Raw genomic sequence first — 15538 nt, forward strand, 5'->3', positions numbered from 1 at the left:
AATACATTTATTCATCCACCATTCGTCATTTGGCGCTCGAATTAAGGGATTAAGTGTTGTTTTTCCACTTACAATGGTGATGACAGATTATATGATGAAATTAAGTGTCCAAATTCCACTTATTGATCATGAAGCGGGATGGACCGTACCTCACCTATAAGAGTGTGATTCAGGGAATGTAGCGGCGTCAGGCGGTCCGGGGAATTTCATTCTGTAATGGATTTGCACTATGTATGTACATAATATTTACTTGCAATAAATGCATTCAGCCTATATAGTGAATTGCTCCCCGTATTTGACTTGATCCGCTGCTACAGCTTTCATTATTTAAACATAGATTGAGCTTACTGAATCAGCTATTATAATGCTGTAAAACTCCAAACCATATCCGAAGAGGGATGAAGCATGTATAAATTAATTCTCGCCGAAGACGAGGAAGATGTAAGAGAAGGAATTATCGCCCAGATCGACTGGGAGAAATACGGATTCGAAGTGGTGGAACAGGCGGAGAACGGCCGTGAAGCCGCGGATGCGATAGACCGGCTGCTGCCGGATGTGGTGGTTACCGATATCCAGATGCCGTTCATGAACGGACTGCAGCTGGCGGAATGGATCCGCAGCCGTCACCCTAACACGAAGATAATCATTCTGACCGGCTATGATGAATTCGAATATGCCCAGAAGGCGATTAAGCTGCAGATTGATGAATATATCCTTAAGCCTTTCTCTTCCCAGGAGCTGATTGATGTCCTGATGAAGGTTAGAGCAGCGATTGAGACCGAGATTGCCGAGAAGGAAAATGTATTCGTGCTCAGCGAGCATTATCGCAAGAGCCTGCCGGTGCTGCGTGAGCAGTTCCTGTCCTCCCTGGTGTCGCGCCGTCTGCGCTCCGCGGAAATTGCCGAGAAAAGCGCAGAATACGGCATCAATCTGAGCGGGGAGTTATTCCAATCCTCTGTTATTAGTATTGATTATATCCGCCCGGACAGAAGCTCCGGCGTGCCTGAGGCGGGGCCGGTATCCCTGCGTGACACCGGTGACCGTAATCTGCAGCTCTTTGCCGTGCTGAACATTGCCGAGGAGATCTGCCAGAAGCACAGCTTCGGCAAGGTGTTCATCCACCGCGATGATGTGGTGCTGCTCTCTGTCAGCCAGGAAACCGATGAGAGCGAAATCACAGGCAGAACCTTCGCTATCCTTGAAGAAATCCGCCAGAATGTACAGCGTTTCCTGAAGCTTACAGTGACTGCTGGTGCAGGAACGGTATGCCGGATGCCGTCCATGCTGTTCAATTCCTTCGGAGATGCACTGCAGGCACTGGATTACCGGCTGATTCTCGGCAACAACCGCGTGATCTGGATTGAGGATGTGGAGTCGAGATCCAGCCAGATGTTAGCCTATGATGAGCTGACCCAGCAGTCGCTGATCCGCACGATCAAGCTGGGTACAGTCCAGGAGCTGCGGGAAGTGGTGGACGAGCTGTTCGGGGGCCTGGATACGGCGCAGGTCTCGACACAGGATTATCAGATTTTCCTTCTGGAAATCATTACATCGATTCTGCGGGTGGCCAAGGAATCCGGCAGTGAAACGAATGACTTTATCGGCTCCGGCATTTCATCGCTGACCGAGCTTAATAAGTTCAATAATATGGGGGAAGCCAAGCAGTGGATTATCACGGTGTGCAGCCGGCTGATGGATACCATCGCCTCCGAGCGGCAGTCGAGCTATAAGCAGCTGATTGACCAGGCCAAGGATTATATCCGGGCCCATTATGAAGAGTCCGACATTTCCATCGGTAAGGTATGCCAGCATCTGCATATCAGCACAGGCTATTTCAGCAGTATTTTCAAGAAAGAAATGAAGATGACCTTTGTCAGCTATCTGCTGCAGATCCGCCTGGAGGCGGCGAAGGAAATGCTGCGCTCGACCGAGCTTAAGGCATTTGAAATCGCCGAGCGGATTGGTTTTGCCGATCCGAATTATTTCAGCTTCTGCTTCCGCAAGAAATACGGACAGTCACCCAAAGAGTATAAGAACAGCTCGCGGGGAGGATAACTCATGACCAAGCCGAAGGGTACTTTCTTTCCGCTTCGCCCGCAGCCCCGCAAGAGAGGCAAAATCCGCCTGTCTTCCAAGCTGCGGAGCATCCAGCTCATTATTACCCTGACCTTCACAGCGGTGACGGTAGCCGTTGCAGTGATCGTCAGCATTATGCTCTACGGCAAGTTTGCCAACACGGCGGAGGAGAATGCGAATCTCAACATGCAGCAGATTATCGAGCAGGTGAATTATAATCTGGAGCTGTATGTTAAGGGGATGGGCAGCATTTTTGAGACGGCGGAGAAGCAGATCACCACGAGTCAATCCATTGACTCTCCGCTGCTCTATGAACGCATGGACACACTGATGAGCAGCCGTGAGGACCTGGTATCCATGGCTGTTTTTACACCGCAGGGCAAATATGTAGTAGGTACGCCTGGTCAAAGTATGCGCCTGAACACTCAGCTGGAGAGCCAGAGCTGGTTCACCACGGCCAAGCGGACCTCGGAGATATCCTACTCAGCCCCGCATATTCAGAATTTATTCAAGGGACGGTATACCTGGGTCGTATCGATCAGCAAAATGATTCAGTACAGGGAGAAGGGCGAGCTGAAAACCGGTGTCCTGCTGCTGGATTTCAATTTCAGGACGATTGATGAGCTGAGCCGGCAAGTGAAGCTCGGTAAAAGAGGATACGCTTACATTCTCGATCCGCTGGGGAATATCGTCTACCATCCGCAGCAGCAGCTGATCTATGCCGGCCTCAAATATGAGAATGTGGAGCCGGTGCTGGAATATGCCTTCCGCAGCTATCTGGATGAGTCCACCGGAGAGAAGCGGTTTATTACCGTGCGCACCCTGACCCAGACCGGCTGGAAGATCGTTGGGGTCGCTTACTACGATGAGATTGTCACGACCAAACGCGACCTGAACCAATTTCTGTCCTGGTTCCTCGCAGTTGTCCTGGTGTGTGTGATTGCCGTATCTGTGTTCCTGTCCTGGCTGATTGCCAGTCCGATCCGCAAGCTGGAGCGCACGGTCAAGCAGGTGGGCGAGGGAGATCTCAATACCCCGATCAATGTCAGCGGCGCCTATGAGGTGGAACAGCTGTCCAAACGCTTCAATATGATGCTCCAGCGTATCCGGCAGCTGATGGATCAGATCATCTATGAGCAGGAGACGAAGCGCAAGGGCGAGCTTGAAGTCCTGCAGTCGCAGATCAACCCTCATTTTCTATACAACACACTGAACTCGGTCATCCGGCTGGCAGAGCGCGGCAAAACAGATGAGGTCGTCACGATGATTCAGTCGCTTTCGAAATTTTTCCGCATCAGTCTGAGCAAGGGCAAGAATATTATTACTATCCAGGAGGAGCTGGATCATATCCGCCATTACCTGGTGATTCAGAGCTTCCGTTTCAAAAATAAGTTCCGTTATGAGATCACGGCCCAGGATGAAGTATTGCAGTACCAGACGGTTAAGCTGATCCTGCAGCCTATTGTAGAGAATGCGCTCTACCATGGGATCGAAATGATGCCGGATGAAGGGCTGATCTCGATCAGCGCTGAGCTTCAGGATGGGCTCATTATTATCAGGGTCAGTGACAACGGCCTCGGGATGTCCGTAGAAACGATGAACGTGATTCTGAGCGGAGGCGTCAAAAGCGGAAGCGGCTCAGGAGTCGGCGTACGGAATGTTCATGAACGGATCAGGTTATATTATGGCCGCGAATATGGACTAACCTTTCAGAGTGAAATTGAAGAAGGTACTATCGTAACCATTGTGTTCCCGGCCCGGCTGGCCGGAGAAGACATGGATGAGCAGAAGGAGGAGACAAACCGGTGAGAAGCATACGTTTTTGGCTGACCTTACTGCTGTGCGGGGTGCTCTGGATCTCCGTGTCCTCCTGCTTTAATTCGTCGCCTGCTTATATCAATACGAGCAAGACACGTAATATCCACCTGATTGTCAAGATGAACAAGGGGGATTACTGGAATACAGTGAAGCTGGGTGCGGAAGCAGCAGCGAAGGAATTCAATGTCAAGCTGACGTTCAAAGCGCCGGATTCGGAGAGTGATATCGATGAGCAGGTGGGGATGGTGGAGGACTCCATTAAGGAGAAAGCGGATGTTATTATTCTCGCTGCCAGCAGCTATATGGGACTGGCCCAGGTCGTAGACCAGGCTGCATATTACAAAATCCCGGTGATCTCAGTCGATGCGGAAGTCGGATCGGCCAGAGTACAGGCCTATGTGGGCTCGAACGGTTATGAAGCCGGACAGAAGTCTGCGGAGCGGCTGATCCAGCTTTTGCAGGGATATGGCGAGATTGGAATTATCAATTTCACCAATTCCTCTTTGAATGTTGCGCCGGACTCCAGCGGCAGCATTGATTACGGGGCCAGGGATGCGGATGAGCGCGAGAAAGGATTCCTCAATTACGCAGCCCGTTATCCGAATGTCAAAGTGGTGCAGATTTCCTACACTTCATCAAGCACGGTGGAGGCCGAAACCCTGACCCGGGAGATGCTGGAGAAGCATCCTAACCTGCGCGGGATTGCCACGTTGAATGAAATTGCTTCCCAGGGAGCAGCCAAAGTCATACAAAGCTTAAGATTGGACAACATAAAGATGGTTGCGTTTGACAGTTCCCCCTCCATGATGGAATCGCTGCAGGATGGCACGGTGCAGGCGACCGTGATCCAGAACCCTTTCAGCAACGGGTATTTAGCCGTGAAATACGCCGTAGAAGCGCTTGAAGGTGTGACTATTCCGGAGCGGGTGGACACAGGCACCAAGCTGATCGATCTGGAGAATATGCTGTGGCCCGAGAACCAGAAGCTGCTGTTCCCGTTTGTCAGATAGGAGAAAATCAGATTTTAAACATTAGAATTTTCATGAAAATGAGTAGTATTTTATATTCGCAACCGTTTTCATGTAGGGCATAATAAGGATGTACCCGGGACACACCGGGATAACAAAAAGAAATATCCTCAGGAGGTCAATTGATTATGAAAAAAATCACTTCCGTTTTACTTGCTAGTGCATTGCTGGGTGCTGCTCTCGCAGGCTGCGGCGGCAACAACAACAACGCTGCTGACACTGGTAACAAAGCTAACACAGGCAACGCTGCTGCAACTGCAAACTCCGGTTCCGCTGCTGAAACTCCAAAGGTTGGCGTAGCGATCTACAAATTTGATGATACTTTCATGACGGGTGTCCGTAACGCCATCGATACTGCAGCCAAAGGCATCGCTACTGTAGATATCGTAGACAGCCAGAATTCCCAGCCTACACAAAATGATAAGGTGGATTTGTTCGTCACCAAAAAATATGACGGCATGCTGATCAACCCGGTTGACCGCACAGCTGCAGGCGTTATCATCGACAAAGCAAAAACAGCAGACATTCCGGTTGTCTTCCTGAACCGCGAACCGCTTCCTGAAGATATGAAGAAATGGGATAAAGTTTACTATGTAGGCGCCAAAGCTGAAGAGTCCGGCACGATGTCCGGCCAGCTGATCGTTGACTACTGGAAGGCTCACCCTGAAGCTGACAAGAACGGCGACGGCGTGCTGCAGTACGTTATGCTCAAAGGCGAACCTGGACACCAGGATGCTGAGCTGCGTACCACTTACTCCATCCAGGCTATCGAAGATGCAGGCATCAAGGTTGAGAAATTGGCTGAAGATACTGCAATGTGGGATCGCGTAAAAGGTCAGGAAAAAATGGCAGCCTTCCTCGGCTCCCACGGCGACAAGATTGAAGCCGTTCTTGCCAACAACGATGACATGGCACTCGGTGCAATCGAAGCTCTGAAAGCCCAAGGATACTTCACTGGCGACAAATACATGCCGGTAGTAGGTGTTGATGCAACTGCTCCAGCGGTTCAAGCGCTGCAAGACGGAACTATGCTCGGTACAGTGCTGAACGATGCCAACAACCAGGGTAAAGCGGCAATCGTCCTGGCTTCCCTGCTGGCTAAAGGCGAAACACCTACCAAAGAAAACGTAGGCTTCGACATCACTGACAACCAATACGTATGGATCTCCTACAAAAAGATCACTAAAGACAACGTAGCTGACGCTCAATAATAGTTAGATTGCTCCAGATACAGATAAGCTTCATAAACAAAAATCCCGGAGGGCGGTCACCCGCTCTCCGGAATTCCTTTCGGGTAGGGAACAGGATGGAACCGCTGTGCCTCTCATGGAAAAAGAAAAAAAGCGTAGGGGGCGTAACAACATGGCAAATGCTGAGTTTTTGCTGGAAATGAACGGCATTACTAAAGAATTTCCCGGCGTTAAGGCGCTGGACGGAGTCAGCATAAAGGTTAGACCGGGTTCGGTTCATGCACTTATGGGCGAGAACGGTGCAGGCAAGTCGACACTGATGAAATGTCTCTTTGGGATCTATTCACCGGATGCCGGTGAGATCTTCCTGGATGGCCAAAAGGCCACCATCTCTAACTCCAACGATGCACTTAAGCACGGAATTTCGATGATTCACCAGGAGCTGCACCCGGTACCTTTCCGCAGTGTCATGGAGAACATCTGGCTAGGACGTTTTCCGACCAAGGGCATCGGGCCGATTCAGTTTATTGACCACAAAAAAATGTTCACGGACACGGAAAATTTATTTAAAGATCTGGATATCGATCTGAATCCCGAAACTTTGGTGGGCAAGCTGTCCGTATCCAAGGTCCAATCCATTGAAATCGCGAAGGCTGTCTCTTTTCATTCACGCGTCATTGTCATGGATGAACCAACCTCTTCCTTAACCAGCGTAGAAGTTGAGCATTTGTTCCGGATTATCCGGGATCTGCAAAAAAGAGGCGTAGCTATTATCTATATATCTCACAAGATGGAAGAAATTCTGGAGATTTCCGATGAAGTAACCATCATGCGTGACGGCAAAAAGATCGGTACCTGGCCGTCGGCCGAGCTTACCACGGACCTGATTATCTCCAAAATGGTCGGCCGTGACCTTACTAACCGCTTCCCTGAGCGCACGAATGTTCCAGGCGAAGTCTATATGAAGGTGGAAGGCTTGACCTCACCGGAGCCAAGATCCTTTAAGGATGTATCCTTTGAGCTGAGACGCGGTGAAATTCTCGGTGTCGGCGGTCTGGTCGGTGCGCAGAGAACGGAAGTTATTGAAGCATTGTTTGGCCTTCGTGCAATCAAATCCGGCTCCATCTCAATTGAAGGCAAAAAGGTGAAGATCAATTCGCCGCAGGATGCCAAGAAACATGGCCTGGCGCTGTTAACCGAGGAACGCCGTGTAACCGGTATCTTCCCGGTACTGTCCGTTCATGAGAATGGCGCAATTGCCAACCTTGACCATTATAAGACGCCTTACTTCCTGCTGAACGGCAGAAAGAAGAAAGCTGAAGTCGATAAAATGATTGAGAAGCTGCGCACCAAGACACCAACCACCAAAACGCAGATTATGAATCTCTCCGGCGGTAATCAGCAGAAGGTGCTGCTGGCCAGATGGCTGCTTACAGAGCCTGAAGTCCTGCTGCTGGATGAGCCGACACGCGGAATTGACGTTGGTGCCAAATTTGAAATCTATACCATCATTGCCGACCTGGCCAAGCAGGGGAAGAGCATTATCATGATTTCTTCGGAAATGCCTGAGCTGCTGGGGATGTCTGACCGCGTAATGGTCATGTCGGAAGGACGGCTTACAGGAATACTAGAAGGCGAGCAAGCTACGGAAACCGAAGTTATGCGTCTCGCTGCACAGCATTAAGGAGTACGGATAGGAGAATATGCTCGCGTAATTTTAAGGGGGATCACTACTAATGAACGTTAAAAAAGCTCAGTCCTTTGTGACTCAAAACGCAATTTACATCGTGCTGGTACTGCTGATTATGGGGATCATCATATATGAACCAAGCTTCATGTCCATCAACACCCTGCGTGACGTACTGATTCAGTCGTCTACACGCGTTATCATCGCGCTTGGGGTTGCCTTTATCCTCATCACAGCCGGTACCGACTTGTCGGCAGGCCGCGTGGTTGGTTTCACAGCCGTTATCTCCGCTTCGATGCTGCAGATACCGGATTACTCACGCCGCTTCTTCCCTGATCTGCCGCAAGTGCAAGTATGGCTGCCGATCCTGATCGCCATTGTTGCCGGTCTGCTCTGCGGTCTCATCAACGGGGTCATTGTCTCCAAGCTTAACGTTCCGCCATTTATCGCAACTCTGGGCACCATGCTCATCGTGTACGGTTTGAACTCCCTGTACTTCGATATGGACCCTAACCAATCGCAGCCTATCGGCGGTCTGCGTCCTGACTTCACCAAAATCGGCTCCGGCTTTATCGGCAGCGGCCAATATTCAATACCTTACATCGTTCTCATAGCCCTGGCGGTCGCGGCCGTCGTGTGGGTACTCTTTAACAAAACTAAGCTGGGCAAAAACATGTACGCTATCGGCGGCAACATGCAGGCTGCCAAGGTTTCCGGTATCAACGTGTCCAAGAACCTGATCTACATCTACGCTATCGCTGGTGCCCTTTACGGTCTGGCGGGTGTGCTTGAAGCTGCAAGAACAGGCGGCGCTACCAACAACTATGGTAACATGTACGAGCTTGACGCCATCGCGGCTTGCGTAGTCGGCGGCGTATCCACTACCGGCGGTATCGGTACAGTTCCAGGTGTTCTGGTCGGTGTTATCATCTTCACCCTGATCAACTACGGTCTGACCTTCATCGGCATCAGCCCTTACTACCAGCTGATCATCAAAGGCCTCATCATCATCGCCGCTGTATCGTTCGATATGCGTAAATATTCTTCGAAGAAATAATTGTGGTTCGGTGATTAGCCGTAACTGCGAATGTTTGGACTTCCGGGTGCTGGATGCACCCGGAGTTTTCGCGTTCAATGCTCTATGTAAGATGAACTGCCAGGCTTGGGTAAAAGGTAAAACCGTAACTGCGGTGAGTTTTGGACTTCCGGCCGCTGTTAGGTTTGGATTTCCTGATTTTGATCCACTGTCTGCGGTAGAAATCCAAACCAGCGTATGCTTCCGAAGCGAGCTTTCCTTCGGAAAGCTTTCAGGCGGACGCTATCGCTCCTACAGTTCCAAAATCCCCTCCGTTACTTTCCCTTTTTATCAGCTTAACAGTTCATAGTTCATCTTACATTTCGATTGAATGCAAGGACTCTTCGGGTGCTGCCGCTCCTCCAGTTCCAAACTTTACCTTCGTTACTCCTATCATCTCACCCAGGTGGGGGTGGTGCAAATTAAGCGTTTGCGGTATTTCGCAAACGCCTTTTGCTTGGGGCTTGTTGATTTTGTCGCAACGTTGCTCCAAAACCATGCCCAAAATTTCCACCCTTAAGTGAGCAGCAAACCCCAAAAGTAACCAGTTGTATAAATGTTGTACGTAGTACAACTCGCAGGCTTAAATATATAAGTGTTCGGGCGGATTGTTGTACGAAATACAATAATTTTCTTGCATTTTACCTTGGAGAAGGCGAATTGCTGCATTCTATACAACAATCGTGGATTAGAGACGGTATAATGATGAGAATGTTGTATTTAGTGCAAGATTTTTAATAACAACGAGCGGGTTACTCATTTAAAAATCTTAAATTTAGGCATTAACTTAGGATAAATCGTGGAACAGGGTGAAGCGCATGGGTCAGGAATCTTATAATTTTCTGATGTTTGATAAAAGAAATCAGGCGATTGTGGCACCAGATGAATACGGGGATAATATATTAGACATCGTTGGCGGATTTGTTGTAGGCAATTCATTCCTTGAAACCGCGGAAATTATTTCCTCCATTCCGAATGTCGGCACATATACACCCATAGATTTACATCGTTACCAAAGTACTAGGTGCTATTACACTCTTGATGATGGTAATTGCATTATAGAAATAGAGATGAACTGTGGTGAATTAGCGGAGCAGGTCGAAGAGATTTCAATCAGATTTGCTGTTAGCAATCCTATTGAAACCTATGAGAAAACAATTGGACTTTGCAAATTATTATGTGAGAAGCTAAATGTCGATGTTTATGACATGCAATTAAAACAGACTTTAGATTTTTTGAATGAAATACAGAAGAAGCAAACTAAGAATTGTTTTTTGGAAAAGCGGAGGCAATTTATTTCAGACGATACTATTTCTGTTCCTTTGCATTGCGGCAAAGCATTTTGGAACTGGATCAGGGACCAAAATAAAAGTTAGTTGGAAATTTTCAACGAAACAGCCAGCAAGCGCAGCTACTATACCATATTTCACCAGTGATAGGGCAGGCGAAGCAGCCCTTGAACATCCTGCTAACACCCTCTGAAAGGGTGTTTTTGTGCTGCTCTTAGGGCTGCAGTTTGTGCCTTTGATGTAGTTTGTGCCTAAGCCCTTGGTTTTGCTGAAGAAAAGGTGGAGAGTAACGGAGGGGAAGTTTGAACTGGAGGAGCGGGAGCGTCCGCCTTTGTCTCCGGATTTCCACCGCGTTATAGCGGTTAAAATCAAGAAATCTGGAGACAACAGCGGCCGGAAGTCCAAACATTCACCGCAGTTACGGCCGCACCTTTCCTAAATTTGCTTTAAGCCCTCATGCTCCTAACGCATTCCACGCTCCTAACGCATTCCACGCTCCTAACGCATTCCACGCTCCTAACGCATTCCACGCTCTCAACGCATTCCACGCTCCTAACGCATTCCACGCTGACGCTGACGCTCATACTCAGGCGTATCGGCAGCTCTGGGCACATAAACACCCTTTCCCCCTCACTCTCATATTCTATAGGCAAATGCCTTTGTAAGGGAGAGCGACTGAATGCTGAGGATTAAGCTGAACGAGCTGGGAAAAGAGAATGACAATGGTCTGATTCAGACGGAGGTATGGCGGTGGGACGGAATCGGCTGGAATGAGGTTATTCCGCAGCAGGAGGAGGATTTCATCCGTGCGGATGATGATCTGTTCGTGACGATCCCGGCAGAGGCGGGATTATACCGCGTAGACTACTCCAAAAAGCCGCTGGAGGCGCTTATCGTGCTTCCGGAGGTAGATGCCAGCGGGCTGCGGGCAGAGCTGCTGCATCCGGCTCCTTTTAAGCTTAAAGACGGAACACTGTGGGGCTACATTAATAACGACGGACGGACTGTGATCGAGCCCAGATACGACTATGCGGAGGATTTCCAGGAGAATGGCCTGGCGGTAGTGCAGCGCAAGAATTACAGCGGCCTCATTGACAGCTCCGGGCGGGAGAAGGTCAAACCGCTATATTCCTTTATTGCTCCGTTTGCCGAAGGGCGGGCTGTGGTTTCGGATGCCAAGGGCTATACTTTTATTGATGAGAAAGGCAAAGAGGTCACGTCCGCGCGGTATGACTATCTGAATTCGCTGCATGAAGGCCGCGCGCTGTTCTCCAAGCAGAATACAACCGGGGGGAACTCATACTACGGATATTTGGATGCCCAAGGCAAAGAGGTGCTGCCAGCGGTGTATCTGGATGCGGGGGATTTCAATGATGGAACGGCTCTGGTCAAAGTCGCTGAGGGGGAGTACGCGCTGATTGATCCCCAGGGAACGGTGCTGCATACGTATAAATATCCATTCGTGGGGTATCCGGGGGAAGGTCTGCTTGCTTTTCAGGCTACGGAGAACGGGAAATACGGTTACCTCCATACAGACGGCAGCATTGCCATCCAGCCGCAGTTTACGGCAGCCTTACCTTTCTCGGAAGGACGGGCGGTGATCAACACAGCTGAGGATTACGGTAATGCATACGGTCTGATTGACAAGCAGGGCAAAGCCATTATTCCGGCGACTTACTATGAAGTCCAGCAGCTGGGTGAGAACCGGGTTGCGCTGGGAACTCCGCTTTATGCCGATCAGCCGTACCGGGGTTCACGTTATGTGATTGCCGATGCGCTTACAGGCAGAATTCTCAGCACCCATCCGCTGCTCGGGGTGAACAATTATCAGAACGGGCTTGCGTCGGTGTATGATGCCAAGGACACATATTTTATTGATAAAAGCGGTAAAAAAGCTGCCCAGCCGCCGGTCATTGCCGGCTCAGGATCTCTATCCTTCAGCGGCAACCTGATCCGTGCGGATGTTGACCAGCGTACTGCCTACTATGACCGCAGAGGCAAGCAGGTATGGCGGCAAAATGGGGTCATTCCGCTCAGACCGCCGTACTCCGTGCTGGAGAAGAAATATAAACCGAACAGGGATTATCTGGTCTACTATCCGGTAGTAGAAGGGATTGCTGTCGCTGAGATATCCAAATCGGTCAATGATAAGCTGCGCAGTCTCTCACTCGCAGAAGGTGCGGGGACTGGGGGAGCGGGGCAGGATTTTAGCTATACGGGGGATTTTGCCGTATCCTTCTTCCGCAAGAACCTGCTGGTACTGGAGCTCAGCGGATACCGCTTTCCGTTTGGAGCGGCGCATGGAATGCCGACTATGATTTATGAGCATATCAATTTGCGCACCGGCAAATTTTACACGCTGAGTGATCTGTTTAAGCCTGGCAGCAAATATGTGCAGAAACTCAGTGATATTGTCGGAAAACAGATTGCGAATGATCCGCAGTATTCTTATGTTTTTCCGGATACGTACAAAGGCATTACGGCTGACCAGCCCTTTTATGTGGATGGCGAAGCGCTGTATCTCTATTTTGCCCCTTATGAAATTGCTCCGTATGCTGCGGGCTTTCCTACATTCCGGATTCCGTATGCCGAAATTATGGGCCTGATCTCGACAGAAGGGGATTTCTGGCAGTCCTTTCATTAAGCGGGGGGCCGGTGAATGCCGATATTAACTGTAAGAACATGCGACCGTTCTGAAGAGGACGGTTTCTTAAATATAAGAATATATATGCTTCGCGTTATGAATTATCCTTCTATATCTCGTTGAAACGGTACCGTCCTTATTACAGGACGGCAAAGCCGTTTCCACTTTTTGAACAGAAGCGGACAAGCCTCAGCCGTGAAGAAAAATGTCATAATTTAGAAGCGCACAGCCTGATTTTTTATGTTACAATGACTGAGGAACAAATTACAACTTTGTAACAATTGATGTCCGCAACTCTCGGCAGCCAGGTAATTCTACAACAAGAATAAGGAGATGGCAGAATGAAAAGCAAGACTTTAAGAGCAATGATAGGTGGAAGTGTAGCCGCTGTTATGGCACTTAGCATTTCACTTCCATTACAGGCAAGCGCAGCAGCTGGAGCCACTACGGCAACCGCTTCAGATACGAATTTCGCAAAATTCATGGAATATTTCACACAGTACAATTCGAAGTCATTTGTATTTGACGGGAATACGTTCACCGTATCCAAGACCGTTATTTATAAGAATCCTGTAGCAACAGTTCCGGCAGCAACAGCTAAGCCGGTGGCTACCGCAGTACCGGTAGCGACAGCTAGACCAGTAGCCACAGCTGCGCCAGTAGCAACGGCTAAGCCTGTTGTTACACCATCACCGACGGCTGCCCCTGTGGCCACAGCTAAGCCGGTAGCTACCCCAGCAGCAACTGCAGCTCCAGCTGTCGCAGACAGCGCTTCAAGCTACATTCAGCAGGTGGTAGCCCTGGTGAACAAAGAACGCGCAGCAGCAGGACTGGCTCCTGTCTCCGCACTGGACAGCCTGAACAAAGTGGCAGCGGCTAAGGCTACTGATATGCGTACGAACAACTATTTCTCCCATACTTCGCCAACCTATGGATCGCCTTTTGATATGATGTCCGCGTTCGGCATTACTTATCAGGCAGCCGGAGAGAATATCGCGATGGGCCAGAAAACGCCGCAGGAAGTTATGACTGCCTGGATGAACAGCCCGGGCCATAAGGCTAACATTCTGAGCACGAATTTCAACTACATCGGCGTAGGCTTCGACAATAATTACTGGGTTCAGGAATTCATCGGCAAATAATATAACGCAGCTCTTAAGCTTCACTCGTCCTCCGGCATTGCCGGGGGGCTTTTTTGAGGTTTAGTAAATGAAGATAGTCTACGAGAAACACCAATAATAGTTGTTGTTTTTCCACTTGCTTCTAAGAGTGGGTGCCCCTCAGTACCTCAATCCGGCATTCTCTTTTTTGTTCTGGATCGGGAAATGAAGGTTTTTGTCAGACGAAGATAAATCAATTTGCAGTTTCGAAGTTCTGCACTGTAGTTTCGCAGTTTTGCACTATGTAGGTTTGCGGTTGCGCATGATTAGAGCAGCGCTATAGTGCCGCCCTGGCTGCTCCACACCGTTTAGGTGGAAGCGGCGGAGGGGATTATGGAACTGTAGGAGCGGGAGCGACCGCCTTTGTCACCAGACTATCACCGCGAAGAGCGGTACTGATCAAAAAATCTGGGGAAAACAGCGGCCGGAAGTCCAAAATCACCGCAGCCGCGCCTTTCACCAAAACCCTCGCTTTATTTGCAAATTAAGCAAAGAAGAATTATGTTTATCTACATAGTTAAGAAGTTTGTAAAATGTGGAATAATGGAGAATAGATCGGCATACGGAGGGATAGCATTGAACGATTCCAAATGGACCTGGAGGGCAGTGAGCCTGGTATCCATCCTGGCAACTTTACTTTTAATTACAGGGTTTGTGTATGCGGTAAGCGATATTATCAACCCCAAGGGGGAGACACTCCTCTCTTCTCTCCCGCAGGAAACAGCTGCACCGACAGCCGCGGCAACAGATGAATTGAAGATTCTGGCGCTGGGGGATTCCCTGGCCAAAGGGACGGGCGACAATTCCGGACAGGGGTTTGTGAAGCGTACGCTGGAGGCGTTATCAGCGGACGGAGGCAAGGCGGAGCTGCTCGGCAACATGGGCATTAACGGCTTAACCACAGCCGGACTGCAGAGCAAGCTTCAGGAGGAGGGTGTGCAGTACGCGCTGCGCCAGGCGAATGTAATCCTGATCTCTATAGGCGGCAATGACCTGTTCCGCGGCTCGGATATTCTGGGGACAGGCAGCAGCAGCGGAGAGGCAGCATCGTCAGCAGATACGGAGAATCCTGCGGACGGAATAGCACCGCTGGGGACTGAATCCGCTGCGAATAACACGGTAGAAGGTTCAGCACCCGTGCCTACAGCCTCCACCGATGAATTGACCCCCGAGTCTCTGCTCGCAGCTCTGCCTGATGCATCCAAACGGCTGGGCAGTATTCTTGACACCATTGCCGGGATTAATCCGCAGGCACAGATTTATTACGTGGGATTGTATAATCCCTTCGGAGATATCGCGGACCTGCTGGTTCCGGGCAATCAGGCTGTAACCGCCTGGAACAATGCAGCGATGGATATCATCAACACCCACAGCAATATGACGCTCGTTCCGACCTTCGATTTGTTCAACCGGCATCTGGACAAGTATCTCTCGAATGACCACTTCCACCCGAACGGGGACGGTTATCAGCGGATGAGTGAGCGGATTGTACAGGCTGTACATTAACCTGGGACAGGAATGGAGCAGGGCAGAGAACATTCTGAACAGAAATGACCGCAGCAAGGAGTTGT

The 15538-nt window shown here is 49.8% G+C and carries 10 protein-coding genes; all 10 read left to right on the plus strand.

The genetic code is table 11. The annotated features are described in order from the left end of the window. The first annotated feature begins 405 nt into the window (after positions 1-405). On the plus strand, positions 406-2055 hold the full coding sequence (locus NSQ73_RS10545) for a response regulator (RefSeq protein ID WP_340986357.1): 1650 nt from the start codon (positions 406-408) through the stop codon (positions 2053-2055). A gap of 3 nt (positions 2056-2058) precedes the next feature. Continuing rightward, positions 2059-3885, plus strand: coding sequence for a sensor histidine kinase (locus tag NSQ73_RS10550; RefSeq protein ID WP_340986358.1), 1827 nt, complete (start codon positions 2059-2061; stop codon positions 3883-3885). Next, on the plus strand, positions 3882-4904 hold the full coding sequence (locus NSQ73_RS10555; RefSeq protein WP_076243328.1) for a substrate-binding domain-containing protein: 1023 nt from the start codon (positions 3882-3884) through the stop codon (positions 4902-4904). Before NSQ73_RS10550 ends, NSQ73_RS10555 begins: the two co-directional genes overlap by 4 nt. 146 nt (positions 4905-5050) lie before the next feature. Further along, a complete protein-coding gene (locus NSQ73_RS10560; protein WP_099052481.1) occupies positions 5051-6133 on the plus strand; it encodes a galactose ABC transporter substrate-binding protein in 1083 nt (360 codons plus the stop codon). A 151-nt stretch (positions 6134-6284) separates the two neighbouring features. Continuing rightward, on the plus strand, positions 6285-7796 hold the full coding sequence (locus tag NSQ73_RS10565) for a sugar ABC transporter ATP-binding protein (RefSeq protein WP_042138554.1): 1512 nt from the start codon (positions 6285-6287) through the stop codon (positions 7794-7796). A gap of 52 nt (positions 7797-7848) precedes the next feature. After that, positions 7849-8856: a galactose/methyl galactoside ABC transporter permease MglC gene (mglC, locus tag NSQ73_RS10570; RefSeq protein WP_039307739.1), complete on the plus strand. Its 1008-nt coding sequence runs from the start codon at positions 7849-7851 to the stop codon at positions 8854-8856. 836 nt (positions 8857-9692) lie between these two features. Further along, positions 9693-10250, plus strand: coding sequence for a hypothetical protein (locus NSQ73_RS10575; protein WP_340986359.1), 558 nt, complete (start codon positions 9693-9695; stop codon positions 10248-10250). Positions 10251-10842: 592 nt separating this feature from the next. Further along, positions 10843-12807 carry a WG repeat-containing protein gene (locus NSQ73_RS10580; RefSeq protein ID WP_340986360.1) on the plus strand — a complete coding sequence of 655 codons (1965 nt, stop codon included), beginning with the start codon at positions 10843-10845 and terminating at the stop codon, positions 12805-12807. A gap of 341 nt (positions 12808-13148) precedes the next feature. Next, entirely contained in the window at positions 13149-13949 is an 801-nt protein-coding gene (locus NSQ73_RS10585; protein WP_340986361.1) for a CAP domain-containing protein, read from the plus strand. A gap of 594 nt (positions 13950-14543) precedes the next feature. Continuing rightward, positions 14544-15473 (plus strand): GDSL-type esterase/lipase family protein, encoded by a 930-nt coding sequence (locus NSQ73_RS10590; RefSeq protein ID WP_340986362.1) that lies wholly within the window; start codon positions 14544-14546, stop codon positions 15471-15473. Positions 15474-15538: the final 65 nt, after the last annotated feature.

Source organism: Paenibacillus sp. FSL R10-2736, assembly GCF_038000245.1.
GTDB lineage: Bacteria > Bacillota > Bacilli > Paenibacillales > Paenibacillaceae > Paenibacillus_AQ > Paenibacillus_AQ phytohabitans.

Excerpts from the sequence above, each read along its gene's own strand:
- NSQ73_RS10545 (WP_340986357.1), top strand. The coding sequence starts at position 406 with ATGTATAAATTAATTCTCGCCGAAGACGAGGAAGATGTAAGAGAAGGA.
- NSQ73_RS10550 (WP_340986358.1), top strand. The coding sequence starts at position 2,059 with ATGACCAAGCCGAAGGGTACTTTCTTTCCGCTTCGCCCGCAGCCCCGC.
- NSQ73_RS10560 (WP_099052481.1), top strand. The coding sequence starts at position 5,051 with ATGAAAAAAATCACTTCCGTTTTACTTGCTAGTGCATTGCTGGGTGCT.
- NSQ73_RS10565 (WP_042138554.1), top strand. The coding sequence starts at position 6,285 with ATGGCAAATGCTGAGTTTTTGCTGGAAATGAACGGCATTACTAAAGAA.
- mglC (WP_039307739.1), top strand. The coding sequence starts at position 7,849 with ATGAACGTTAAAAAAGCTCAGTCCTTTGTGACTCAAAACGCAATTTAC.
- NSQ73_RS10575 (WP_340986359.1), top strand. The coding sequence starts at position 9,693 with ATGGGTCAGGAATCTTATAATTTTCTGATGTTTGATAAAAGAAATCAG.
- NSQ73_RS10580 (WP_340986360.1), top strand. The coding sequence starts at position 10,843 with ATGCTGAGGATTAAGCTGAACGAGCTGGGAAAAGAGAATGACAATGGT.
- NSQ73_RS10585 (WP_340986361.1), top strand. The coding sequence starts at position 13,149 with ATGAAAAGCAAGACTTTAAGAGCAATGATAGGTGGAAGTGTAGCCGCT.